23 protein-coding genes and 1 tRNA gene are annotated in these 24888 nt (G+C 44.6%); 16 read left to right on the plus strand and 8 right to left on the minus strand.

From position 1 onward, the window contains the following. Positions 1–60 precede the first annotated feature (60 nt). From FAM09_RS23535 to FAM09_RS31140, 8 genes are all read right to left on the minus strand, one after another. Positions 61–1053 (minus strand): NAD-dependent epimerase/dehydratase family protein, encoded by a 993-nt coding sequence (locus FAM09_RS23535; protein ID WP_136579609.1) that lies wholly within the window; start codon positions 1051–1053, stop codon positions 61–63. Next, positions 1050–2183 carry a GNAT family N-acetyltransferase gene (locus tag FAM09_RS23540; RefSeq protein WP_136579610.1) on the minus strand — a complete coding sequence of 378 codons (1134 nt, stop codon included), beginning with the start codon at positions 2181–2183 and terminating at the stop codon, positions 1050–1052. Before FAM09_RS23540 ends, FAM09_RS23535 begins: the two co-directional genes overlap by 4 nt. Then, on the minus strand, positions 2180–3391 hold the full coding sequence (gene spt, locus FAM09_RS23545) for a serine palmitoyltransferase (protein ID WP_136579611.1): 1212 nt from the start codon (positions 3389–3391) through the stop codon (positions 2180–2182). Before spt ends, FAM09_RS23540 begins: the two co-directional genes overlap by 4 nt. 280 nt (positions 3392–3671) lie before the next feature. Next, positions 3672–4589, minus strand: coding sequence for an AraC family transcriptional regulator (locus tag FAM09_RS23550; protein ID WP_136579612.1), 918 nt, complete (start codon positions 4587–4589; stop codon positions 3672–3674). Positions 4590–4792: 203 nt separating this feature from the next. Then, positions 4793–5437: a class I SAM-dependent methyltransferase gene (locus FAM09_RS23555; protein ID WP_136579613.1), complete on the minus strand. Its 645-nt coding sequence runs from the start codon at positions 5435–5437 to the stop codon at positions 4793–4795. A 91-nt stretch (positions 5438–5528) separates the two neighbouring features. After that, on the minus strand, positions 5529–6617 hold the full coding sequence (locus tag FAM09_RS23560) for a putative phage abortive infection protein (RefSeq protein ID WP_136579614.1): 1089 nt from the start codon (positions 6615–6617) through the stop codon (positions 5529–5531). Between the two features lie 114 nt (positions 6618–6731). Then, the gene (locus FAM09_RS23565) at positions 6732–8264 is read right to left on the minus strand and encodes a glycosyl hydrolase family 95 catalytic domain-containing protein (RefSeq protein WP_208025642.1); all 1533 of its coding nucleotides are present in this window, start codon (positions 8262–8264) and stop codon (positions 6732–6734) included. A gap of 20 nt (positions 8265–8284) precedes the next feature. After that, on the minus strand, positions 8285–9139 hold the full coding sequence (locus FAM09_RS31140; protein ID WP_208025643.1) for a hypothetical protein: 855 nt from the start codon (positions 9137–9139) through the stop codon (positions 8285–8287). Positions 9140–9278: 139 nt separating this feature from the next. Here FAM09_RS31140 and FAM09_RS23570 point away from each other — a divergent pair, with 139 nt between their 5' ends. The 16 genes from FAM09_RS23570 to FAM09_RS23645 all read left to right on the plus strand — a co-directional run bounded on the left by FAM09_RS23570 (position 9279) and on the right by FAM09_RS23645 (position 24864). Then, positions 9279–9467 (plus strand): class I lanthipeptide, encoded by a 189-nt coding sequence (locus tag FAM09_RS23570; protein WP_136579615.1) that lies wholly within the window; start codon positions 9279–9281, stop codon positions 9465–9467. Between the two features lie 73 nt (positions 9468–9540). Next, entirely contained in the window at positions 9541–9738 is a 198-nt protein-coding gene (locus FAM09_RS23575; RefSeq protein WP_136579616.1) for a class I lanthipeptide, read from the plus strand. A 24-nt stretch (positions 9739–9762) separates the two neighbouring features. Next, positions 9763–9963, plus strand: a complete 201-nt coding sequence (locus FAM09_RS23580; protein WP_136579617.1) for a class I lanthipeptide — start codon at positions 9763–9765, stop codon at positions 9961–9963. Between the two features lie 55 nt (positions 9964–10018). Further along, positions 10019–10222 (plus strand): hypothetical protein, encoded by a 204-nt coding sequence (locus tag FAM09_RS23585; RefSeq protein WP_136579618.1) that lies wholly within the window; start codon positions 10019–10021, stop codon positions 10220–10222. 24 nt (positions 10223–10246) lie between these two features. Further along, the gene (locus tag FAM09_RS23590) at positions 10247–10447 is read left to right on the plus strand and encodes a class I lanthipeptide (protein WP_136579619.1); all 201 of its coding nucleotides are present in this window, start codon (positions 10247–10249) and stop codon (positions 10445–10447) included. Between the two features lie 146 nt (positions 10448–10593). Continuing rightward, positions 10594–10665, plus strand: a tRNA-Glu gene (locus FAM09_RS23595). Positions 10666–10700: 35 nt separating this feature from the next. Next, positions 10701–13853, plus strand: a complete 3153-nt coding sequence (locus FAM09_RS23600; RefSeq protein ID WP_136579620.1) for a lantibiotic dehydratase — start codon at positions 10701–10703, stop codon at positions 13851–13853. A gap of 9 nt (positions 13854–13862) precedes the next feature. Beyond that, a complete protein-coding gene (locus tag FAM09_RS23605; RefSeq protein ID WP_136579621.1) occupies positions 13863–16049 on the plus strand; it encodes a peptidase domain-containing ABC transporter in 2187 nt (728 codons plus the stop codon). A gap of 12 nt (positions 16050–16061) precedes the next feature. Then, positions 16062–16778 carry an HlyD family efflux transporter periplasmic adaptor subunit gene (locus FAM09_RS23610; RefSeq protein ID WP_136579622.1) on the plus strand — a complete coding sequence of 239 codons (717 nt, stop codon included), beginning with the start codon at positions 16062–16064 and terminating at the stop codon, positions 16776–16778. Between the two features lie 165 nt (positions 16779–16943). After that, entirely contained in the window at positions 16944–17141 is a 198-nt protein-coding gene (locus tag FAM09_RS23615; protein WP_136579623.1) for a hypothetical protein, read from the plus strand. Between the two features lie 47 nt (positions 17142–17188). Then, a complete protein-coding gene (locus tag FAM09_RS23620) occupies positions 17189–18304 on the plus strand; it encodes a sensor histidine kinase (protein ID WP_136579624.1) in 1116 nt (371 codons plus the stop codon). After that, a complete protein-coding gene (locus FAM09_RS23625; RefSeq protein WP_136579625.1) occupies positions 18297–19022 on the plus strand; it encodes a LytR/AlgR family response regulator transcription factor in 726 nt (241 codons plus the stop codon). The genes FAM09_RS23620 and FAM09_RS23625 overlap by 8 nt, the downstream gene beginning before the upstream one ends. Before the next feature lie 73 nt (positions 19023–19095). Then, positions 19096–20292: a lanthionine synthetase C family protein gene (locus FAM09_RS23630; RefSeq protein ID WP_136579626.1), complete on the plus strand. Its 1197-nt coding sequence runs from the start codon at positions 19096–19098 to the stop codon at positions 20290–20292. A gap of 458 nt (positions 20293–20750) precedes the next feature. Beyond that, positions 20751–22196, plus strand: a complete 1446-nt coding sequence (locus tag FAM09_RS31145; RefSeq protein WP_208025644.1) for a hypothetical protein — start codon at positions 20751–20753, stop codon at positions 22194–22196. 64 nt (positions 22197–22260) lie between these two features. Next, positions 22261–23709: a hypothetical protein gene (locus FAM09_RS31315; RefSeq protein WP_243751764.1), complete on the plus strand. Its 1449-nt coding sequence runs from the start codon at positions 22261–22263 to the stop codon at positions 23707–23709. Positions 23710–23757: 48 nt separating this feature from the next. Beyond that, on the plus strand, positions 23758–24864 hold the full coding sequence (locus tag FAM09_RS23645; protein ID WP_136579627.1) for a hypothetical protein: 1107 nt from the start codon (positions 23758–23760) through the stop codon (positions 24862–24864). Positions 24865–24888: the final 24 nt, after the last annotated feature.

The raw sequence follows: 24888 nt of genomic DNA on the forward strand, positions 1-24888 counted from the left end.
CCTTTTCCATTTTTTACACGGGTATGCTTCGTTTCATAAACCTTGATTTTTCTTATATAATTATAACCACTTGTTTAAACGATACCATTGCAATGTTTCCCAGAGCCCCTGCTTTAAGGAATACTGCGGCCGATAATCCAGGTGCTTTTTTGCTTTTTCAATACTGCATTGCCAGTTGACGGCCGTTAGTTCATGCAGCTTCTCTCTGTTCAGCACCGGCGTTTTTCCACGCCACCCATTCCATTTTTCCATGGCAAAGGCAAGTCCTTTGATCATTGCATAGGGCACATGCAGCCGCAAGGTCTTCCGGTTCAGGATCTGTTTGGAAAGATTGGCGAGCTCATATTGATCATAGCTCCCACCATCTGAAATATGGAACGTCAGATGCGATCCGCTGCTGAATAACGAATGAATGGCAACCGCAACCAGGTCCTTTACATATACAAAGCTTAGCTGTTGTTCAACCCGGCCGATATACGGTTCTATACCGCGATGAATAGAACGCAGCATTATAAAAATATCCCGCTCACGCGGCCCATACACTGCTGTAGGCCGCAGAATTACCAGCGGAAGCGATGACAGTGTTTTTAATTGTTGCTCAGCAAGCAGCTTGCTTCTGCCATATGCTGTTACCGGAGCAGGCGTTACGTCTTCCGTGATCAACGCCAAACGACTGTTCAAGGGGCCAACTGCAGCCAGGCTGCTCACAAAGACAAACTTTTTTAGTTTACTTCCCAGGCCTTCTAACGCAGCACTGGCCAGGTTAAAAGCATAGGAGGCATTCACTGTATCGTACATTTGCTGCGAGCCTGCCCGTGTAGCGCCGGCGGCATGAATAATATATTGACAACCGGTAGCCGCCAGCTGTTTCGCCAACTCATTCACATTGGTGTAATCCAGTTCGCAAAATTTGATCTCATATTCTTTCAGGTGACTAATATCGCTGCCTGGCCGCACTGCTGCATATACATCCAGTCTCTGGCGAAGCGCAGCTTCAATAAGGTGAAAGCCTATGAAACCACTGGCGCCCGTTATCAGTACCTTTTCTTTCATAATTGTTTTTCTAATGCCTTTTCATAAATGCGATAGCGCTTATAAACCCTGCCATTGATGCTTTCTATACCTTTAGTCATCATTTCATTGTGCTCCAGGATCCAGGATGCTTCCGCTCCCTTCATCTGGCGGGCGCCTACCCGTTTTATAATGGCGGCATAAAAACAGGCTTCAATACCCAGCTTCCTGTATTCCTTATTCACGCCCAGCGCCAGCACGCGGATCCGGTCGATCTTTTTCATATTGAGCAACAGCTTGAAGATGCCGGTAGGCAGCAATCTTCCCCGCCGCACTTTGATCAGGATCTGGTTAATATCGGGGATGGCCAGGGCAAAACCTATCTGCTTGCCGTTGTGTTCCGCTATCAGGCAAAACTGTTCGTCAAGCACCATCTTCAGGTCTTTTGCCAGGTAGCTGAACTCTGCATCTGTCATGGGCACAAATCCCATGTTCTTATCCCAGGCTGCATTGTATACTTCGCGCACGTTCCTGGCTTCATGCGCCAGGTCTTTCTTGTTTACAGGCCTTATAGTGATATTCTTTTGCCGCAGCCTGCTCAGCAATCGCTCTTCCAGCAATAGCGGCCGGTCGCCCACATCCTCTTTGTTAATATTATAAGCCAGCAGGTCTATTTTTTTCTTAAGTGACATGGCTTCCATCAAAGAAGTATAATACGATTTATTATACGTCATCATGGCAAGCGGCGGTTTGTCGAAGCCATCGATCAGCAAACCGCAGGGTTCATTGGTTGATGGATTCACCGGGCCGATGATCGTAGTGGCGCCTTGTTCCCGCAGCCATTGTTCCGCCGTGTTGAACAAAGTACTGGCTGCCTGCAGGTCGTTGATGCATTCGAAAAAGCCAAAGAACCCATCGGTCGTATTATTAAAGCGGTTATGATTGTTGTTAAGGATGGCAGCGATCCTTCCACTGATAACATTGTCCTTATAATAAAGGAATAACTGCACCTTCGAATGTTCATGAAAGGGGTGCTTGCCGGGCGTTAAAAGATCACGCTGGGCAATAAAAAGTTCAGGTACATAATTGCTGTCTCCTTTATACAGGTCATGAGGAAAATCAATGAAAGCCTTTAACTGCTTCCGGGTATAAACGGTTACTATACCGGTCATGCGCTTTCTTTTTTCAGTTTCAATTCAATACCCAGCATAAGGGCTGTTTCTTTCATTTTCTCTACCGCTTCTTCAATCTGGCTGAAAGAATGCGTGGCCATCAGCGAAAGCCTTATCAGGGATGATTCTGAGGGAACTGCGGGTGATACCACGGGATTTACAAAAACACCTTTGTCCTGCAGGGCCTTGGTAAACAAAAAAGTTTTATGATTGTCGCCAATGCGTACAGGAATGATGGGACTTTGTGTGTCGCCGGTGTCGAAGCCCTGCTCCTGCAGCAACAGCAGCATATGGTTGGTATTATCCCATAGTTTGTGTATTCGGTGAGGCTCCTCTTCAATAATATCCAGGGCGGCTATTACACTGGCGGTTGAAGCAGGCGTCATGCTGGCGCTGAAAATAAGCGCCCGGGCTTTGTGCTTCAGGTAATCGATCACTGCGCTGTCGCCTGCCACAAAGCCGCCCAGCGAAGCCAGCGACTTGCTGAAGGTTCCCATAATGAGGTCGGTTTCATTGGTGAGGTTGAAATGCGAAGCCGTGCCGGCGCCATTTACGCCGATAACGCCTAACGCATGCGCATCATCTACCATTACGGCGGCGTCATACTTTTCTGCAAGGGCTGTAATAGCCGGCAAATGGGCGATGTCACCTTCCATGCTGAAAATACCGTCTGTAACGATCAGCTTAAAAGCATTGGCGGGCAGCAGCTGCAGGCGATGTTCAAGGTCCTGCATATCGTTATGGCGGTACTTGATCACCCGTGAAAATGACAACCTGCTGCCATCAATAATAGATGCATGGTCGTACTCATCGAGCAACAGTACATCTGCACGACCCGACAATGCAGAGAGCACGCCCAGGTTGGCCTGGAAGCCCGTGCTGAAAAGAATAGCATCTTCCTTGCCGGTATAAGCGGCCAACCTGCTTTCCAGTTCAACATGTAAGTCGAGCGTACCATTTAAAAACCGGGAGCCTGCGCAACCGCTGCCATATTTTTCAATGGCGCGACTGGCTGCTTCGGCTATCCTTGGGTGGTTGGTAAGTCCTAGATAAGAGTTAGAACCAAACATCAATACGCGCTTCCCATTGAGCACTACCTCGGTTTCCTGTCCTGATTCAATTACGCGGAAATAGGGATATAGGTCTTGCGCTCTTATCAGGTCTGCTTCTTTAAACAGTGAGATCTTTTGCTGTAGTATATTTCGCATTAAATAACTTTCCAATCTTTATAGAATCCAATCTTCGTATGCAAAGTTGAAAAGAGCGTCACACAACTTCAATGTCAGAAAGTCGCCGGAATATGTCTAAAATTCCTTAACTGCATTGCCAATGATTGAATTAAAAATAATTGCTGACTGCATGAACAAAAGCCTGTGCTGGCTTGTATTGTGCATATTCTATTGATACAATAAATGCATGTAACCATGCATGGCTCTTTTCGGGTGAGCCGGCATGGTATATGTCTAAAAGGAATGAACAATATTCGCTTTAAACGCTTTTTCTATAGACGGAAGGAGTAATTCCTGTATAGCGTTTAAAAAATTTGCTGAAGAAAAACTGATCACTGAAATAAAGAAGGTCTGCCACCTGGGCAATGGTCAAAGCAGGGTCGCGCAGTAAATTCTTGGCTTCTACAATTACCAGTTCATCAATATATTTTCCGGCTGTTTTGCCTGTAAGTTTCTTAACCGTTTGCGTAAGGTATTTGGGTGTTACATATAATCTGTTCGCATAGAACAGCAGGTTACGTTCAGATTTAACGTGTTTCGATAGTAACCCAAGGAACCGCCATACGATCTCTTCCTTGTGATCATGCACTGCCTTTTTCTGATTTGAATGTTTGTGGTAAAGACCGGCCAGTTCAAACTGGAACACATTAAAGAAGTGACGTACCACTTCAGTGGCAAACGGATGGTGTTCCCGGGAGAAATTCTTTTCCTGCAACATGGTGATCATGGTAAGGAACCGGGAAGCGTCCTCTGAAGCCAACCGCAGATGTGTACTGTGGCTATTAAAAAGATATTCAAATAGATCAATATGCCTTTGTGAAAGACCTGTATCCAACATGAAATCCGGCGTAAACGCCACACAGGCCGCATTACAGGTATTATTAGGTGCTTCGTCAAACTGGCGCACTACGTGCGGCGGTATGATCAACATGCTATTCTCATTTATTACCTGCTCTTCTCCATTCAATTGAATGGTTAAAGACCCGTTTAAAACCAGGGCAACCCAGTAAGAATCACTGCGGAAAGGATATTGAATGAAATCTTTTTTATGTTCGGGTCTGCTTAAAAATACCCTGAGGCCTTCCATATTCCATGAATGATCAGAATAGTCATTCATGTCCTTCAGGGGATACAGGTAAACAGCAGAAGTAGCCTTCATTGCAGCGTTAGCCTTCATAGAAAACCAGCTTTAAATCATAGCAGTAATAGATTAATCGCATACCTGTCATCTTAGAATGGCAGGAACGGCAGATCAAAATTAACGGGAAAATAACATGGGGGATTGGTCAATTGTTCGGCAGGTTTGAAAAAAATCTGTTTTTATTTTATTGAGATGCGCAGTGGGCCGGAAACGTTTTATACATCCATTCGTTTCCTTTCTTATGGATGTTGTTCCTCCAGCACCAACAAACTGATGGGCGTGTGCTCCTGTATATAATATATAGACATTTCATATTGCTGCCTGCAAAAGGGCAACAGTTTTTCAATAAAAGGTTTTGCCATCAACCGTTGGGGAGTGGTTAACAGAATGACCGTGCCTTGTTGAAGAAACCGTTGCATTACCTGGTAAAGCTGGTCAAACTGGTCGGGATCGTAATTGATATCACTTAATAATAATACGTCTGCAGTAAGATCGTCGGGCAACTGGTTCCAATCGAGTACCTGGCAGGTAACATGGGGAAGCTGTAAATGCCGGGCAGACTTAGCCATAGTGGCAACGGCTTCTTCCAGGTAATCGCTGCAGCAAACAGTTTTGGCGTACCGGGCAGCCATAAAAGAGGGGAGTCCGAGACCGGCGGCCAGCTCCAGCACGTTTTTATTCTGAACCAGTTCGGGATGCTTATATATAAAGTCTCCCATAGCCAGTGCAGCCGGCCATAGTTTTGTCCAATGCGGAAAAGGGACCTGCGCCTGTACCTGCTTTTGCCGAAAGTAGTTATTCTGTACTTCCTGTGCATTGGGTACAAACAGGTCTATGGTATAACCTGGTCTTACTACGTGCTGTAATTGCAGTGATAGGGACATGAATGTTGCGTAAACCTGTAAAGTAAATGCATTTTAAGGTACAGGTTTATAAGAACGGAAAAAAATGGGGAAGAAAATTTATCCGTTCTTTCTAAAAAAGGTTTGAAAGCGATTTACTTTCTATGTTCTTCATTTTAAGATTAAAATCGTTTCCCTGAAACTCAAATAAGGGTGTTTCTTTGGGATTGCGATTGTACTTGTCAATAAGACCATTGACAGCATCAACTATATATTGATTTTGAAATAACTCTCCAACCCAAAGGTTGTGTATTATTTTATACTCGGTAAAAAATTTATTTTCCTCATTTTCCCAGGCGCCGCCGTACCCTTCGCTTAACCAGTTGTAGAAAAGCATTATCTGCTCGTGGTTGCTTAGCTGCGCTCTGAGTATTTTTAAATATTTCATCTTGCCATCATAGTCAGTTATTGCATTACTGTAAGCAACAAACTTTACCATCAAAAATAAATGCCTGAAATAGTGACCTAATGAACTTGAATACCCTTTGTATTCTCTAAAGTCAATGGGGAATAAATGATTATCCTCATTTGGTCCGTCTATTATCCTGTTCCAGGAGCTTGATAATGTATCTATGTCTATATATTCTTTATTCCAGCCCCAGAAGAAAATGTCGAGCGCATGTTTATACTCATGAATGAATGGCAGGTGATCGTAGTTGATATAGCTTAAAAAAATTTTAAATTCATCTGCCATCGTAACAAAGGCCTGTCGCTTTGTAACTTGTTTTCCGTTTACAACACTAATTATATTAAGTTCATCAACATTCTCTTTATGTAAACGTAGCATTTCAAAAAACTGGCTTTCAAATTGCTGGACCTTGTTTTGTGTTTCCTTATATAAATGCTCTTTCCTGAACTGTCTTTCAGTTTGTTTTATCTGGTCGGTGAAGATCTGCACCTGTAATGTATTAGCTCTATACTGCATGTAAAAAGCCAGGCCTGTAACTATTACTGCCGCCAGGTTAATGAACGGGCTCATTAAGCCGCCCAGGGTGTCGCCAATTTGACCGGTGTTTCTAAAGTCAACATATTTTAATAAAGCAGGGTTGGTAAATAGATGTGGCGCAAATGGCGCAAACACGAATAGCGACCCTGCTAATATTAATAAGGTTATTAGGAGTGGGGTGAGGTTGGTTTGATAGTCCTTTTTCTTGTCTTGCATGATGAACTATTTTGTGTCTGTGTAATGTTGTTCGTACGCATTAGGTTCATCAAATCAGACCCGGTTTAACCTTACTATAAGTAACGGAGATATGTATATCAAAAATAATGCATCTCAGATCTCTTTCAATATTATTAACTCATTTTCTTTTGTATGAAATGTAAGCCGGTTACCGGTAAGCGCGGCTGCTTTTTTTCCATTGCGTATCAGTTGTACTGTTTTACCCGGCCAAGGGTTTTCCATAATACAGGTACGGCCTTTTTCGCTCTGTATGTTTACATATTCAATACGTCTATTTTGCAGGCTGCTGCTGATCACAAATGCGCCATATGCGCGCAGTTTGCTGAACCTGGCATTTTTAGTATGGTTCCAGTTGGGAAAAATGCGTATTACCCCTTCATAACTTTGTAACAGCATTTCATTAATGGTCATAGGAACAGCTGACAATGTTTCTGTGCCGCCACCGCCGGCTGTGATCCAGCCGTTGGGAAATGATTGTAGCGCAATACGATCTTTCAATTGTTGCAGAATATCATCGGGGTCATAACCAACACGAACGGCCGCGGGAAAACAGGTTTCAATACCATTATTCAATGTATTGCCCCATTCGCCTGCATGCTGCATCCGGTCTTTCCAATGCGCCACATCATTCAGTAATATGTTATTGAATATACTGTCTGTCACCGGTCCGCAAACGGCGCCGGGGAGTATGAGACCATGAATAGATACTCTTGACAATCCCGTTGTTTTTTTTAACCACTCAGCGGGGCTTCGCTCCACGGGTTTTAAGCTCAGCCTGCTCCCGGTTTCACCAACAGGGAATGGACTTATGTGTGTAACAATATCCTGCCATTTTTCCTGCCGGGATAGGTCCTTTTTTAAAAACGTACTTACTTCAATAATTCCTTTGAATAACATTTTTACCAATCCCAAGGAGAGCGTGGAGTTGAAATCGCCCAACAGGTGGCGCCACTGGCCCCGATTGCGCAGGTTAGGCATTACTTCACCATAATGGTCCATGTAAATAACATAACGGCCATTCTCCAGCTTCAGGTAATCTTCCCAAAAATCGGCACAAGCCAATAAGTAAGGATAAATGCGATTGGCATAACCAGTGTCGTACGTACTATAAAAACGCATCAACATATTGCCCACGCCAAAGACGGCGTTTATTTTTTGGCCAAGAAATTTATAACCGCTGTCAATAGTGTTTTCGGTAGTGCCGTACCGTAACAACATTTCTTCGGGCGTAAGCGGCCATCGTGTGGTGCACAAACCCTTTGGGCCAATGCCCACAGGATAATAGATGCCTTTTACCTGCAGCAGTTCCCTGGCATGCACTTTACCTTTTTCCATATAATCCAGCAATGGTTGATCGTAATTGTCTGTGAGATCGATATAATTGCTCGAATAGGCCGCCCAATACGGCGCCTGGTAATTATAGTTAAGATGGTAATCACCACCCCATGCCGAAGAATCTTTTGTTATAAAAGGGCCCCAGATGCCGGGTGCAAATTTACCGGCGCGTGAAGCGCAGGCAAATAAATACTGGGAGGTATAATAATATTTTTCTATCACCGGATCGTTTACCTGCACACCTGATCTTTCCCAAAATGCCCGCCACCATTGCTGATGTGCTGAATACATGGTTTGTATAATAGCGGGGGTTAACGATTGCGCTTCTTTAATGGCCCCTTCCTTCCAGTTTGTACGATCATTATTGGTATAAATAGTAACAGTGATAATTGTTTTTTACCGGGCGCCAATGTTATTATTTCATTTGAACCGTTGTTTCCCAATACGCGCATCGCCAGCGCAACGTGGCAGGGCCATTCCAGCAATGGGGTGTTTTCAAAAGAACGTGTTGCCCAGATAACATTTCCCGTTGCACCTTCGCTGTTTATAGCGGTATTACCTTTAGCTGCCCATAACGCGGGTTGTAGTGTACAGGTTTTACTGGCTGTTATTTCAATGATCACGGTATTGCGTGTGGCCGCTACCCAGCTATCAACGGTTATTGTTAAATCTTCTTTTTTAAAGGATGCATGAATAACCCCTTTATCAGGTAACTGTTCTGCATAATAATTGGCGCCTTTCAATGCATCTATAGTAAGGTTGAGGCCGCCTGGTAAAGCAATGCCGCCACCGGGATAAACAGGGTAGGCCCGCCAGAAATCATTTTTCCCGAAATATAATTGCAGCTGGCCGGGTTCGCCGCCAAAAGTTAAACCTATATCGCCATTTCCGGTGAGCGGGGCATCTGGTGTTTTTGCCGTGGGCACGTTTGAAGGCGGTGTAGTAAATATGGTTTTATAACGGCCGGCGTATATGGGCTGGGCAACCGTTTCGATGGCATTAAATAAAAGGATAATGCAAAGGAGGACGCTTACTTTCAACGTAAATTTTATTCCTAAAGTACAGGTAATAAGCGGTTGCTGTATTATGAACTTTCGCAAAACAGTAAGCTGGGTTAGCCAGCTGCCGTTAAACTGCCCACATTTTTTTTCTGTTCCGTCGTCCATACAAAAGGAAGCTTTGTGTATCTCTTTTTTTTCGGGCTCCCGGCAAAATTACTTTTGGTATCACATAGAGGCCTCTATACCAGCCGTAGCCGAAAAGCTGTTAAAAGAGTAGGCAATCATTTTTAAAACAAATACAATCATGAAACCAGTAAATCAACAGCAAAAAAACAAATTGTTCCTGAACAAACAAACAGTTACCAAATTAGATGCTACACATCTCAATGCAGTACGCGCAGGTAATGCAAACGCCGCCGTTACCTCCGTTCCATGCTTGATCATTTATTCCATTGCCGTTTCCTGCTCCAATTGCGACGCGCAGGCGGATTAATTTTTTTGGGATGATATAACAGTCTCTCACCGGGGGGACTGTTACCTTCTCTATAAAATTTAAACCTGAAAAAATGAAACCTAACCAATTAACGCAGCAAAATAATCTGCGCCTCAACAAGCAAACCATCGCCAAAATGGAAGCGGCAAAATTACAGGCTATCCAGGGAGGACAGGCCCATAACCAGGCTACCTGGTTATTCGACTGCATCACAGATACGATTTCGAAACTGCTGTCGTGCAATGCCAATTGCGATGCAAACGCTGTATAATCGAGGAATCAAAAACCAACAATTATGAAAGAGGTTAAAAAATCAAAGCTCAGGCTCGATAAGAAAGTTGTTACTATTCTTAATGACGAGCAACAGCAGCAGGTGCAGGGTGGTATAAAAGCCGGAGCGATAAGCAATTTTGAAAGTTTTTGGGCATGCGATACTATTTTCTGTTGTTCCGTTCCGGCCTGCTCCTTATTTGATTGCCCGGAAGAATATTTATAAAATTACCGGTAAGGTTGACCGGGGCTTTACAAGAAAAAGGAAAAAACCAACAATTATGAAAGAGGTTAAAAAATCAACGCTCAGGCTGAACAAGAAAACCGTCACTATTCTCAGTAACGTGCAACAGATGCAGGTAAAGGGTGGTGAAAAAGCCGCATTGGCTTCAGGCTCGTTTCACAGTATGTGGGGATGCGACACTATATCTTGTTGTTCTATTCCGTTCTGCAGCCTGTACGATTGTGATCAGCAATCCGATTAATAAAAAAACCAAAAACTAACAATTATGAAACCAGTTCAAAAACCGAAGCTCACCCTGAGCAAAAAAACGGTTACTGTACTCAGTAACCAGCACCAGCAGCAAATTCAGGGCGGTGCAAACGCTCAGGGAGCTTACAGCGCATGGCAGAGTTTCTGGGAATGTAATACAATCACCTGCTGCTCTGTACCGGCGTGTTCTTTGTGGGACTGTGAAATACAATTATAGTAACCACAGTTAAACAAAAGCCCCCGGGACGAACCAGGGGGCCATTCAGATTGTACAAGTACAATCATGAAACCGATACAAATGTAACGGTAAACCGAAGGGTGGCAAAAATTTCTTCATTACCTTACTCTTGTACGGTTTCATCTGCTGCGTTGGTCAAAGGGCAAAGACGTCTCCCTTTCACGGAGAAATTACAGGTTCGAATCCTGTACGCAGTACGGAACAGGCAATTAAATGAAATAAACTTTTTTCCATGAAAATTCCCTATTACTTCCACCCCGCGCTGGTATTGCGTACCCCACAATTCCCTCTCTGCCAGGATCTCGACGAGCCTGCCATCCGTAACCTCACAGATAACCGGTTGTTCATGGAAGCCATTTACCTGGCTTCGCCTGTATTGTACGATGAATGCATGAAATGGAAAACCGGGGTGCTTACCGATACGAAGGGGATACAAAAGCTCAGCCGTTCACTGGTAAAATATTTCTGGCGTATGAGCAGCCGCTGCACGCCCTTTGGCCTGTTTTCAGGCTGCACCGTGGTGCCCTGGGGCGAATCAAAAACCCAGATAACGCATAACCACACCCGTGTAAAAAGGCATACCCGGTTCGATATGCATTATCTCTGCGCCTTATCGCAAAAGCTGGCAACCCTGCCTGGGATAAAAGAACATTTACGATATTTTCCCAATAACAGTGCTTACCCGGTAGGTGATGAACTCCGTTATATTGAATACAAGTATGTGGGAGGTGCACGCATACACCAGATCAGCTCGGTTTCAGATGCCAGTTACCTGCGATTGATCTTGAAAGAGAGCGAAAAAGGCATTACCATCGACGAGGCGGCCGCTTTGCTGGTCAATGATGAGATCGGCAGCGAGGAGGCCGCTGCCTTCATAGATGAAATACTGCAGGCGCAACTGCTCACCAGTGAGTTGGAACCGGCAATTACCGGTGAAGAATTCATATACCAGGTAATAAGCGTGCTGGAGCGCATCTGGCTGGAGAACCAGAATGAAGGCGTGCGCGAAATTATAGATATCCTCACAGAAGCCAACAGGCAACTGTCGCAGCTCGACCAGCATACCGGTAATGCTGCGGAGCCTTACCGGGCCATTCAAAAATTGCTCGATAAACTGGATATCCCGTACGACGAGAGCAAATTATTCCAGGCGGATATTATCATCGAAGCAGCTCAGGCCGTAGTGTCAAACACCATACAGCAACAGCTCCTTTCCGCGCTGTCGTTACTGAACAGGATGACCCTGACACGCACCAACGAAAATTTGCAATCGTTCATACGCCGGTATTACGACCGCTATGAAGATCGTGAAATGCCCTTACTGGAAGTGCTCGACAATGAATCGGGCATCGGTTATCCCGAAGGCAAAACCGATAATCACACCCCGCTGGTGGAAGACCTGCTGCTGCCCGATAAAAAAGATTCGGAAGGAACGGTGCGCTGGGGACTGGTTGAAAAATGCCTGGTCAATAAGGTGAACAAAGCGATTGAAACCGGCTCATTTTCCATTGACCTGCACGAGAATGAGCTAACCCTTTTTCCTGGTGAAAACTGGGCCGACCTGCCACCATCCCTCGCTGTTATGTTCCGGATGATGGATGCAACTACAAATACCATTTTGCTGGAACATGCCTGTGGCAGCAGCGCCGCCAACCTGTTAGGCCGGTTTGCCCATGCCGACAAAGCCATCAACCAGATCGTGCTTGACATAACAGCTGCAGAACAAAAAAATGATCCGGAGATCCTGTATGCCGAAATAATACACCTGCCCGAAAGCCGGGTAGGGAATATCCTGCTTCATCCTGCATTCCGGGAATATGAAATTCCTTATCTCGCCAAATCTTCGCTGAACGCAGAACACCAGATCCAACTCTCCGACCTGGTTGTTTCCGTAAAAAGCGGCAGGATCGTTTTACGCTCCAAAAGATTGAATAAACAGATCATCCCGCGCCTGAGCACAGCACATAATTACAGTTACAATGCCCTTCCGGTTTATCATTTTCTTTGCGACCTCCAAATGCAAAAGCAACGGTCTTCTGTTTCTTTTAATTGGGGAAGCCTGAAATATCAATACAAATTCCTGCCACGCGTAATGCAGAACAATACAATACTGGAGCTGGCCAGTTGGCGATTGTTACGCGGCGATTATGAACATTTGATGACTGCCAAAGAGGAGCAGTTGCCGGAATTATTACAAGCTTTCCGGAAGGAATGGCGCCTTCCCCGGTACATTGTGCTGGCTGATAGCGATAACGAAATGTTGGTTGACCTGGAGAGCACCATGATGGTAAGGAACTGGCTCGACATGGTTAAGAACCGTCCGGGTATGGAACTGAAAGAATTCTACTATCCGGAAAATACGGCAGTGACCGACGGGCAAAACAACACATACTGTAATCAGTTTGTGGCAACGATCATTAAAGAGCACGCAACCTACAGCGCGCCGAAACAGGTACAAAAAAAAGAACTGCCGCCCGTAACGGCCGATTTTTCCATAGGATCAGAGTGGCTGTATTATAAATTTTATTGTGGCGTAAAATCGGCCGACAAAATACTGTCAGAGGCCATACAGCCCGCTGTTGACGAACTGCTGCAACGAAAGGCGATCGATCAGTTTTTCTTTATCCGTTATTACGACCCCGGGTTCCATATACGGTTGCGTTTACATATGCCCGACGTGTCGGTGATCGGTGAAGTGATCGGTACATTGAGCCGCCACATCAGCCAATATGAAAGGATGGGATATATCTACAAAACGCTGACCGATACTTATAAACGTGAGCTGGACCGGTATGGCCGCGGTACTATCGAATTGACCGAACAGTTTTTTTACCACGATAGCGAAGCTGTTCTGAAAATGCTGCAGCACACCTGGGGCGATGCACGCGAGCAGATCCGCTGGATCTGGACCCTGAGATCGATCGATGAACTGCTGAATGGCTTCGGTTTTTCGATTGGCGAAAAACTAAGTCAGATGGAGTCTATGAAAAATGCATTTGCGACAGAGTTCAACGCCGATAAAATGCTCAACAACCAGTTGAACAATAAATACAGGAAATACCGCAAACAGATAGAACAGGCGCTGGACCCCGTGCAGGACGATACGAACGATCTGCAACCAATTATGGCCGTGTTGAAGCAGCGTAGCGAACAATTGGCGCCGGTGATCGATAAAATAAAAGGCAGGCTGCAGATCAACGAGCCCGAAGTTACTTTATCTGAATTGCTCTTTAGCTATATCCACATGGTGGTGAACCGGTCGGTATCTTCCAAACCGCGTGTACACGAGCTGGTGATGTACGACCTGCTGCATCAGTACTACCGGTCGGTGGTTGCCAGGGAAAAGCAAAAAACATCCTCTAAAATAATTGTTAAAGCCGCCTAACAGTAAAGTATGCTTAAAAAATTTCCACACTATAAACAGCACGACGAAATGGATTGCGGGCCTGCATGCCTTCGCATTATCTGTAAATATTATGGCAAGTCATTTCCGCTTGAACATCTCCGTTCTTTAACGCATACCAATAGAACCGGTTCCAGCCTGCTGGCCCTCAGTGAGGCGGCCGAAAAGCTGGGACTTCGTTCAGTAGGCGCCCGTATCAGCTATAAAGACCTGGAAGAATGCAACCCCCTGCCATGTATAGCCTTCTGGAACCAGCACCATTTTATAGTAGTGTACAAGATCAAAAAAGACAGGGTATATGTATCTGACCCTGCGCATGGACTGGTTGAATACAGCAAAGAGGAATTCCTGAAAGGATGGTCGCTGGGGAATGAGCAGGGGATCATCCTTTCACTGGAACCATCGCCTGAATTTATGAAAATGGAAGAAGGCGGCGGCAATGTCAGGGAGAAAGGTTTTGCATTTATCTTTTCCTATCTCACCCGTTACCGTAAGGAGTTGATGCAGATCCTGATGGGATTGCTGGCCGGCAGCCTGTTGCAATTGATCTTTCCTTTCCTTACCCAAAGCATCGTGGATATTGGGATCCGTCATCATGATATGCCCTTCATTTATATGATCCTGACGGCGCAACTGATGGTTTTCATTGGTAAAACCACCGTTGAAATGCTGCGTGGTTATATTGTTCTACACCTGAGCAGCCGGATCAATATTACGTTGCTGTCTGATTTTTTTATTAAGCTCATGAAGCTGCCGTTAGGTTTTTTCGATACCAAAATGATAGGAGATATTCTGCAGCGCATCGGAGACCATCAGCGCGTGGAAAATTTTCTGACCAGCGGTACGTTCACCACTATTTTTTCGCTGCTTAACCTGGTTGTTTTCAGCATCATTCTTGCTATTTATAGCCCGCTTATCTTTTTGGTGTTCCTCGCGGGCAGTGCCTGTTATTTTGTGTGGGTCATTTCATTCCTTAAAAAAAGGGCTAAGCTCGATTACAAACGGTTCAGCCAGTTGTCGGCCAACCAGGAAAAAAATTTCGAACTAATTTTTGGCATGCAGGAGATCAAGCTGCACAATGCAGAAAGAAAAAAACGGTGGCAATGGGAACATCTGCAGGTGAAGTTATTCAGGATAAACCTGAAAAGCCTTACGTTGAAACAGGTGCAATCGGGGGGCGCTTCGGTCATCAATGAGCTGAAGAATATTTTCATTTCTTTTCTGGCCGCCAAACTGGTGCTGCAGGGAGATATGACGCTGGGCATGATGTTGTCGGTTTCTTACATTACCGGTCAATTGAATGCTCCTATTACGCAACTGGTAGAATTTATACAATCATTACAGGATGCCCGCCTGAGTATGGAACGGATCAATGAAATTCACAATAAGCCCGATGAAGAAGCTGCCTTCGTTAAAAAGATTGAAACAGTGCCGGCCGGTGATATCGTTATCGAAAACCTCTCGTTCAAATACGATACAGATCCCCGCATGCCGGGTATTTTAAAGAACATCAACTGCGTAATACCTGCTAAAAAAGTGACAGCTATTGTGGGCGCCAGCGGAAGCGGAAAAACCACCCTGCTAAAGTTGTTGCTCAAATTCTATGAGCCGGCGGCCGGAGCAATTTATGCCGGCAACACGGCTATAGCGAATATTCACAACAGCAGTTGGCGAAATGCCTGCGGCGTGGTGATGCAGGAAGGATTTATTTTCAACGATACCGTTGCCAATAATATAGCAGTGGGTGAAGAAAACATCGATAGAAAACGCCTGCTCGAGGCGGCGCGCGTAGCAAATATTGTTGAGTTTGTAGATTCACTTCCACTGAAGTTCGAAACAAAGATCGGATCAAATGGTATTGGCATAAGTACCGGTCAGAAGCAGCGCATCCTTATTGCGCGGGCTATATATAAAAATCCCGACATCCTTTTGTTCGACGAAGCCACCAGTGCGCTCGACACGCAGAATGAACGGATTATTATGGAGAACCTGCAACATTTTTTCAAGGGAAAAACTGTGATCGTGATCGCTCACCGCCTCAGTACTGTGCGCAATGCAGATAAGATTGTAGTACTCGATAAGGGCGAGCTCACTGAAGTAGGCACACACGAAGAACTGATCACCGAAAAAGGATTTTATTTCAATCTCATCAAAAACCAGTTAGAGCTGGGCAATTAAAAAATTCAAATTATGCCGCAAACATCCTCTTCCGAAATCACCGTTAATTATGAAGTGAATGAAATACTCGGCGCCACCCCCGGTTTTTTTGTGCGCACCGGCAATTTCCTGTTATTAGGGCTGGTGGCCATTGCAATGGCTCTTTCTGCAATTATTACCTATCCTGATGTAATTACAGGCGCTGTATCGGTCAATCCTTACAGGGTCGTACAGCTTAAAAGTCCGCCGGCCGAAACAACAATTGCAGCCATACAGGTGAAAGAAGGGGATACGGTGGCAGCCGGTGATCAACTACTAACGCTGACCGATATGAATAACGGGACAATGCATGTACTGTGTGCACCTACCGCAGGCGTTGTTTTTTTTCAACGTATGCTGCCCCTGAACGACCTGGTGGAACCCGGCGCCCTGTTGTTGTACATTCAGGATCTTTCAGGGCGGTATAAAGTAAAGATCAGGACGAGCCACTACGGCTCCGGCAAAATTCATAAGGGACAAAAAGTATATATCAGCCTCGACAAATTTCCCCGGGATGAATTTGGCGAACTTACCGCCCGGGTCATTTCCAATCCTTTTTCCGATTCGTTGGGCGTGGTACTGGTAGATGCCGTGCTTACAAAAGATATAGCCACCACCTATGGCCGCCATCCTGACCTGGGCCTGGGCGCGGCCGGCACCGCATCGATCGTTACCGGGCGTAAATCTTTTTTTTCCAGGTTATTTCCCTGAGTTACGAACAGGGGGGATGGGTTGGTTATTTTGGTACCTGCAATAAGGCCTTTGGTGTAAAGAAATTTGTAACGTTTGGGATCATGGGTATTTTTAACCCGATTCATTAATGTATCTTTCATAACAGGAACCTGCGAAACAACTTTCATTCTAAAACCTTTATTTATGGAAAAAATTCAAAACCAGAAGCCAAAGCTGAAACTCAACAAACAGGTAATTGCAGTACTGGCCCAAACCGATATGATGAACATTAAAGGAGGCCGGGACGGAATGAATAACAGGTCATGGATAGGATGCACCGGCCGCCCTACCAGCATACCTGATATGTCTTTCATTTGCTGCGGGGAGCAAGAGTCGAATTGACCTTCCCGTCCGTGCCCTCTTTTCCCTTCTTACGAATCGCCCCATGCATGAAAACCATTCATAAGCATATTTTATTCTGGGTGTTATACACCATTTATTTCAGCATACTGGATTGGATCCAATTGTCCCGGATCCATGTGCTTGACCAGGTAGTGTATGTTATGATCCATACCTGGATCTTTTATTCTTCCTGGTATTTTCTGAAAAATTTTTCCTTAGCAGGAAGAAAAAAGATCTTTAGGACTGCAGCATTACTGCTGATCAGTTTCGGTGTGTTCATTGGCCTCGATTATTTGTATTATTTCCATTTCCACGTGTTCATTTTCCCTGATCATAATAAGACACTCGACCTGCGGTACAGGCTCATCGATGGGGTAGTGTGGTATAACCAGTTTTTCCTGTATGCCCTGGGATATTACTATGCACAGCAATCTATAAAAAAAGAACGGCGCCTTCGGATGGCTGAGCAGGAGAAGAAAAACCTGTTGGAAGAAAAATTGCAACTCGAACTGGTACATCATAAGTCCGAGAAGGAACGCATACTCACAGAACATGCGTACCTGCGTGCACAGATCAGCCCGCATTTTTTGCACAACGTCCTAAATTTCTTTTATGCCAAATCCCTCCCTTATTCACCTGAATTATCAGATAGTATCTTAACCCTTTCCAGTGTAATGCGATATGCGCTGCAGAATGAAGAAGACAGCAATGGGATGGTATTGCTCGATAAAGAAGTGGAGCATTTGCAAAATGTAATTAAAATAAACCAGTTACGCTTCAACAAAAAATTGCAGATCCGGTTTACCGTTACCGGCAACCTGGCCGATCTGCGGATCATTCCGCTGGTGCTGATCACACTGATAGAGAATTCATTCAAGCATGGAGAGCTCACCGACAGTGCACACCCGGTTACCATTCTGCTGACCGTAAACGACAGTAATAAACAATTGTATTTCCGCGTGCATAACCGGAAGAAGAAAGGACCGAAAGAGTTATCGAATGGAATAGGCCTCGATAATACGCGCAGAAGACTGGACTGGGTATATAAAGACCAATACCGTTTTCTCATTCATGACGAGGAAGAATTTTTTACCACTGAATTATTCCTTCCTGCCCAGGCGGGGTATGGAAATTATGCCGATAAAATAAAAAACTATGCTTAGTTGCCTTATCGTAGATGACGAACAGCATGCCATCGATGTATTGGTGCATTATGTAAAACAGGTGCAGTTTCTGCAACTGACCGGCGCCTGTACCAATCCGCTGGAGGCGCTTCAAATTGTGAACGAACAAAAAATCGACCTGTTGTTTCTCGATATCCAGATGCCTGATATCAGCGGGATCGATTTTATAAAAGCGGCCAATGGGAAAAGCCATTTTATACTCACAACAGCCTACAGTGAGTTTGCTACGCAGGGTTTTGAGCTGGAGGTGGTGGATTACCTGCTGAAGCCCATACCTTTTCCGCGCTTTCTCAAAGCGGTACAAAGGGTAGTAAATATGACCACGAGGAGCAACCCCGTATTCGACAATTACGAGTCGATAGATGGAGATTATATTTTTGTGAAAACCGAATTCAAGGGTAAAATGCTCAAAATAAATTTGCGCGATATCGATTATATAGAAGGCATGAAGAATTATGTGGCTATCTATCACAATGGCCAGAAAACAATGGCCCTGCTCAACCTGAAGGACCTGGAGCAGCGGTTACCTAAGAAAAATTTCCTGCGCATACATAAATCATTTATTGTAGCTATTGCCAAAATAATTGCGGTTGAGGGTAACAGGGTCTTGTTGCGGAATTTGAATACCGAGATCCTGCTGGGGGATGCTTTCAAAACTGAATTTATGGAGATCATGAAAAGCAAATTAATGGAGTAAAGCATTTTTGTCCATTCAATCGGGCGATTGGTGTAAGCTTTTTAACTATTTTTTCCCCGTCAATTAACTTTATATGCAATATATAGTTGATATGCACGAAATTATTCAGGACAGATTAAATACGTTAAACCGCATACTGCAATCGACCAGCAGTAGCAGTACGCAGAACACTTTTTTTAGCGGCAGGCTGGGTCTGCTTTTTTATTTTTACCATGCTTACCAGGCCACCGACAACTCCGATTTTTACCAGTTGGGCGAAAAATTGCTGGAAGCCGTTTTTGAAGATCTCAATTCGGGCAACCCCGGTTTAATTGGAACTGCGTTCAGCAGCGGCGGCGCAGGATTGGGTTATGTGGTAAATGCGTTGAACAAACAACGCCTGATCACCTTCGAGGTGGATAATGAATTTAATGAGCTGGATAAATATTTATTCAACACCGCCCTTTCTCAAATTGAAGAAGATTCCATCGATTACCTGCATGGCGCACTCGGCGTGCTGCATTATTTTAACGACCGCGAACAAACGCCGGTTGTTAATGCCTACGTAAATACTTTGGTGGAAAAACTTTGTGAAAGGGCCGTATATACCGATGCGGGTGTCTGGTTCAGAAACCATGTGATAAAACTGGATGAAAAAGAAAATATCAATTTTGGTTTGGCCCATGGACTTTCCGGTATACTTATGATCCTGATAAATGCCTGGCCACACGTACAGAATAAAGACCTGGTGAAAAAGGTAGTGAAAGAAGGGATCAGCTTTATACTGCGACATAAAATAGACGTTGATTTCAGCAATGAGGAGTATACGGTTTTTCCATTTTCTATTAAACAGGAGGCTTCGGAGATCACGGCAACCAGCCGGTTGGCCTGGTGTTACGGCGATCTGAATGAAGTATTGCTTTTTTACCGGTCGCACCAGATGCTGGGAGATGCGCAACTGACCAGCCTGGCCGATGTGATCGGAACACAAACATTGCTGCGCAAAACCAGTAAAGCTACCCTGGCCAAAGATTCACATTTTTGTCATGGCGCCAGCGGGCTGGCGCAGTTTTATAGAACCTTATATCTTGAAACCGGGAACCTCGCTTACCAGCAGGGATATGAATACTGGATCGAACAAACCGTGATCATGCTCGACAGGGACATGAAAGAGGGCAGATGGAATGGGAAAGAACATAATTTCCTGGATGGACTGCTTGGGTCGGCCTTTACATTACTTTCCTATGTATCGAATAAAGAGCTGCATTGGAGCAGGGCATTGTTGCTGTAGTTATTAGGCCGTGCCTCCCTAAGAGGCGGCCTTTTGTTTTTTTGGTTGTTTGAAATTGATCCTTAACTTTAACATATAGAAAACCGTTAGTTTACGGAAATTTTATATGTTTTAATTGTTAACCGGAAAAATTAACTATACCCTACTTAATTAATTAGTTTATTGATTATACATATATTATTTCTGACAACATAATCAACCTAACCAACCAACCTGAACCTGTTTATGAAACCTTACCATTGGCAAATACCCGCCACACAGAATATTTCCTTCGAACAATTCAATAAGCCCCGCTTTACTTCCGCTTCTCACGCTCCTGATTCTTAAAAATTTATTATTCTATAACGTACATCGAACCTGAATAAGCCGGATACGGCTTTTGGGCTATGCTTTTTTTGGCAAAGCATAACCTATCCGTACACTATATTAAAGCATATTAACCCAAACTATACCACTTTATGTACCGCCTCCTGTTAGTGCTTATCTTTTTTTGCCTGGGAAAGACACTTTCTGCGCAACATGTATACACGATCAAAGCCGATAGTGTAAAAATTACCAACAATTGTGATACGGCTGAACTTATTATTGAGAATCATACGCAAAATGTTCCCGGGTTTCTGTACAACAAGGGAAGAGGACGTACAGAATTCAGAAAGGGAACTTCAAAATTGAATGACAGCTTGTATCTTATTGGTGCCGATACATTGAAAATACCGAAGCCTCCCGTTATCACAGCTTCAAACGGATTGAGCATGGTTGGAAATTCAGTTCAATTGGGTGGCACTTTAACCGGTACCAGACATCTTGATTTGAACAGATATAATCTGCTCATTACTAATGGTACTACATATTTTGCAAATCAGGTAACAGCGGCTAGTGTTATTCGCCAGCCTTTGCTAATTCTTAATTCTCATTGGAATACAACCGGTAGTCCTTCAGCGTTTGGTATTGAGGTGACTAAGGCTGCATCATCAGATTATGCCCAGCCATTCTACGTAAATTTACGCAATGGTACTGGTGCTGTTACTAGTATGTTTGGTTTAAGAGCAAATCGACAACGACTACAAATGGAATTTTATGATTCTACGTCAACTGGTTCTTATCTACACATAGAATCGAACAATATTAAGGGATATCTTGATTATGCGGGTTTAGCGGTTATTAATTTAACTGGATACTACGTGCCAAGTGGCGGTCAGGGCATGGTATCCGGCATCTATGATCGTAGTGAATATGGACCAACGGGTGGCACTATCGGTTATAGCAGTCACCGGATTCAACCAATTATTACTACTGCTGTGCCTTCAACTGCAACAGTAAGAGGAATATATTATGCTCTGGGGTTTAGCGCATCTGGTTCTATACCTAACAATAGCAATATCGCTTTCGAGAATTATAACGGAAATGTACTTTTAAATAACCAGGCCGGAGATGCCGGCGGAAGAACCGCTATTCATAGAGGATATGGAAATGCACCTACAGCCTGGCTGCATCTCGGCGCAGGCTTAGCAACTGCCAATTCGGCTCCTTTAAAATTTACTACCGGTCCGGTACTCACTACGCCTGAAGACGGCGCAGTAGAATACGATGGAACCGACCTCTATCTTACTACCAGTTCCGTGCGTTATAAGTTATCCAAAACATTAACCGGGCAGTTGACCACCAATTTTGGCGGGGCTTCCCTGGCGGCCTGGAATTCCGTCACCACCACCTTGTCGGTTGCAGGGGCGCAGCCGGGTGATGTGGTAACGGTGAGTGAAAATACCGGTGCTGTGAATCCGCCATCGATTACTGTTGCTGGCTATGTAACAACTGCCAATACCGTAACGCTGCGGGCATATAATGCCAGTAATAGTGCCGTTACCATTGCATCGGATACCTATAAGGTGCGGGTGATTAAGTAAGCGGTAATCGCCGCTTTTTTCTGTACACTATATTAAAACATTTTAACCTCAACTATACCATCTTATGAACCGTCTCCTCTTATTGCTTTTCTTTTTTTGCGTGGGGAAAACACTTTCTGCACAGCATGTGTACACGATCAAAGCCGACAGTGTAAAAATCACCAACAATTGTGATACGGCTGAGCTTATTATTGAAAACCATACGCAAAACGTTCCGGGTTTTCTGTTCAACAAGGGAAAAGGACGTACAGAGTTCAGAAAGGGACTTGTAAAATTAAATGACAGTTTATACCGTATTGGCGCAGATACGCTAAAAATACCGAAGCCTCCCGTTATTACCGCTTCAAACGGGGTAAGCATGGTTGGTAATTCCGTTCAATTAGGACAAGCTACCTCAGGACAATCTTTTGCCCATTTTACCAGTGACAGATTAATTCCTATGGCCGGATATAATTTACATTTTGGTACTGGTACTATATTAATATCAAATAGTTTCACAGGTTCCAGTAGTGGCGCTATGCTACATCTTAGTACTTCATTTAATACAACCGGTAGTGCTACAGGGCTATTGATTGATGCAACTAATAGAGGATCAGGTTTGGGTCTCCCATTGGATGTAAGACTCCATGGTAATTCTGCTTTTCGTATAAGGGCATTGGGGCAACGACCAATTTTTGATTTTTATGATGAAACCCAGCAATCTGCTTATCTACATATAATGTCAGGCAATATTACTCCAGGAAGTGGTGATAATACGTATAGTGGAGGGATTATTACTTTAAAGGGAACTTATCGTCAAAGTGCTGGATCGGGCATGGTATCCGGCATATATGATGGAAGCAGTTATGCACCAACGGGCGGCACTATCAGTTATTGCAGTCATCGGATTCAGCCATCAATTAATACTACAATACCTGCAACAGGAATCGTAAGGGGAATATATTATGGTTTGGCGTTTGGTGGGTCTGGTTCTATACCTAATAATAGCAATATAGCCTTCGAGAATTATAACGGAAATGTGCTGTTAAATAACCAGGTTGGCAATGCCGCCGGCAGAACCGCCATTCATATAAACGGATATGATCCTACAGCATGGCTGCATTTAGGAGCAGGTATAAACACTGCCAACGGGGCTCCTTTAAAATTTACCAGCGGCATGGTACTCGATGTTCCCGAGAACGGCGCGGTAGAGTACGATGGTACCAATCTGTACCTTACTACCAACTCAGTACGTTACCAGTTATCAAAAACATTATCCGGACAAGTGACCACCAATTTTAGCGGATCACCCCTTGCCGCCTGGACTTCCGTTACCACCAGCTTGTTCATAACAGGAGTGCAGGTAGGTGATGTGGTAGTGGTGAACGGTAATACCGGTACGGTGAACCCGCCGTCGATTATTATTACTGCCAACGTAACGGCTGCCAATACGGTTACGCTGCGCGCATATAATGCCGGTAACAGCGCCGTTACTATTGTATCGGATACCTATAAGGTAAAGGTGATCAAATAAGCATACGCTTTAGTGTTAACAATTTTTGCAAAAGCACATTGGGTAATTATGCATAAGAAATGGTTACTGTTTGGGTTACTGCTGCCGGCAATGTTTCAGGTAACGCATGCCCAGGTAAGTATGACGCTGCAGGTTCCGTCAACAGGCGTTCTGCTCAAAAACCAGTTATGGAATATGGTGCTGGTAAATGCGGAGAACAGAAATATACTGGTAAAGCTGAACCTGGTATTGCTCGATGTTCAAACCAATCAGCCGGTAATAACTGCTTCATCGGCGCCATTTTCATTGAGTAAAGGCGCTCGTCAATTGCAGGCGCGCGATGTATCGCCTGTTCAGTATGCCTATAGCATTCCCGCTTCCCGGGTTGATATGGACCCCAATGGGATGTTGCCGGCGGGCCGGTACCAGGCTTGTTACACCGTAGTGGGCGTTGATAAAGGAAATATAACGCTGGTGGAGAATTGCATTCCTGTAAATGTAGATCCGTTAAGCCCGCCGTTGCTGAATACACCGGCCGATGCAGAAAGGCTGCTTACGCCTTATCCGCAATTTACCTGGTTGCCGCCAACACCCTTAGGCTTGTTCAACGAGCTCAGCTATGCCATGGTTGTAGTGGAAGTATTGCCGGGGCAGGGTAAAGCAGATGCCATTCAGCAAAATATTCCTTTAAACGCTTCCGTATATACGAAAGACCTGTTCTGGAATTATCCGGCATCATCGAGATCGCTCGATACAGGCAGGTTATATGCCTGGCGGGTGGTGGCCATGAACAGTGGTAAACCCGTTGCCCTGAGCGATATCTGGACGTTTAAAGTGTCAGCGGTTAAACCTGGCTACGTGGCGGAGAAAGGAGTGCCGTATGTAGCAGTGAAACGAACGCAGGATGCCGTCATTGCCGCTGCTGGTAATGTATTGCGCATTACCTATGATAATGCCGCAGCAGATACAACTATTAAATATACCATCACCAGCATAGAGGAGGCCGGTAACCCGGTGGTGCAGGAGGGTGAACTGGCCGTTAAATACGGTCAAAACCAGTTGCAGGTGCCGTTGAGGAAGAATAACAGGATACGATCAAATAAAGTATACCTGTTCCGGTTTGCCAGCAGCCGTAATGAGAACTGGAGTGTGAAGTTTACGGTCAACAGGCAATAGACAACCCTTCGACTTCGCTCAGGG

Origin of the sequence: Niastella caeni (assembly GCF_004834005.1) — a bacterium.
Lineage (GTDB): Bacteria > Bacteroidota > Bacteroidia > Chitinophagales > Chitinophagaceae > Niastella > Niastella caeni.

Coding starts and splice junctions, on each gene's coding strand:
- FAM09_RS23560 (WP_136579614.1), bottom strand. CDS start 6,617: ATGCAAGACAAGAAAAAGGACTATCAAACCAACCTCACCCCACTCCTA.
- FAM09_RS31315 (WP_243751764.1), top strand. CDS start 22,261: ATGAACCGTCTCCTCTTATTGCTTTTCTTTTTTTGCGTGGGGAAAACA.
- FAM09_RS23585 (WP_136579618.1), top strand. CDS start 10,019: ATGAAAGAGGTTAAAAAATCAACGCTCAGGCTGAACAAGAAAACCGTC.
- FAM09_RS23535 (WP_136579609.1), bottom strand. CDS start 1,053: ATGAAAGAAAAGGTACTGATAACGGGCGCCAGTGGTTTCATAGGCTTT.
- FAM09_RS23625 (WP_136579625.1), top strand. CDS start 18,297: ATGCTTAGTTGCCTTATCGTAGATGACGAACAGCATGCCATCGATGTA.
- spt (WP_136579611.1), bottom strand. CDS start 3,391: ATGCGAAATATACTACAGCAAAAGATCTCACTGTTTAAAGAAGCAGAC.
- FAM09_RS23600 (WP_136579620.1), top strand. CDS start 10,701: ATGAAAATTCCCTATTACTTCCACCCCGCGCTGGTATTGCGTACCCCA.
- FAM09_RS23565 (WP_208025642.1), bottom strand. CDS start 8,264: ATGTATTCAGCACATCAGCAATGGTGGCGGGCATTTTGGGAAAGATCA.
- FAM09_RS23620 (WP_136579624.1), top strand. CDS start 17,189: ATGAAAACCATTCATAAGCATATTTTATTCTGGGTGTTATACACCATT.
- FAM09_RS23590 (WP_136579619.1), top strand. CDS start 10,247: ATGAAACCAGTTCAAAAACCGAAGCTCACCCTGAGCAAAAAAACGGTT.
- FAM09_RS31140 (WP_208025643.1), bottom strand. CDS start 9,139: ATGGACGACGGAACAGAAAAAAAATGTGGGCAGTTTAACGGCAGCTGG.
- FAM09_RS23580 (WP_136579617.1), top strand. CDS start 9,763: ATGAAAGAGGTTAAAAAATCAAAGCTCAGGCTCGATAAGAAAGTTGTT.
- FAM09_RS23540 (WP_136579610.1), bottom strand. CDS start 2,183: ATGACCGGTATAGTAACCGTTTATACCCGGAAGCAGTTAAAGGCTTTC.
- FAM09_RS23610 (WP_136579622.1), top strand. CDS start 16,062: ATGCCGCAAACATCCTCTTCCGAAATCACCGTTAATTATGAAGTGAAT.
- FAM09_RS23575 (WP_136579616.1), top strand. CDS start 9,541: ATGAAACCTAACCAATTAACGCAGCAAAATAATCTGCGCCTCAACAAG.
- FAM09_RS23570 (WP_136579615.1), top strand. CDS start 9,279: ATGAAACCAGTAAATCAACAGCAAAAAAACAAATTGTTCCTGAACAAA.
- FAM09_RS23555 (WP_136579613.1), bottom strand. CDS start 5,437: ATGTCCCTATCACTGCAATTACAGCACGTAGTAAGACCAGGTTATACC.
- FAM09_RS23605 (WP_136579621.1), top strand. CDS start 13,863: ATGCTTAAAAAATTTCCACACTATAAACAGCACGACGAAATGGATTGC.
- FAM09_RS31145 (WP_208025644.1), top strand. CDS start 20,751: ATGTACCGCCTCCTGTTAGTGCTTATCTTTTTTTGCCTGGGAAAGACA.
- FAM09_RS23615 (WP_136579623.1), top strand. CDS start 16,944: ATGGAAAAAATTCAAAACCAGAAGCCAAAGCTGAAACTCAACAAACAG.
- FAM09_RS23645 (WP_136579627.1), top strand. CDS start 23,758: ATGCATAAGAAATGGTTACTGTTTGGGTTACTGCTGCCGGCAATGTTT.
- FAM09_RS23630 (WP_136579626.1), top strand. CDS start 19,096: ATGCAATATATAGTTGATATGCACGAAATTATTCAGGACAGATTAAAT.
- FAM09_RS23550 (WP_136579612.1), bottom strand. CDS start 4,589: ATGAAGGCTAACGCTGCAATGAAGGCTACTTCTGCTGTTTACCTGTAT.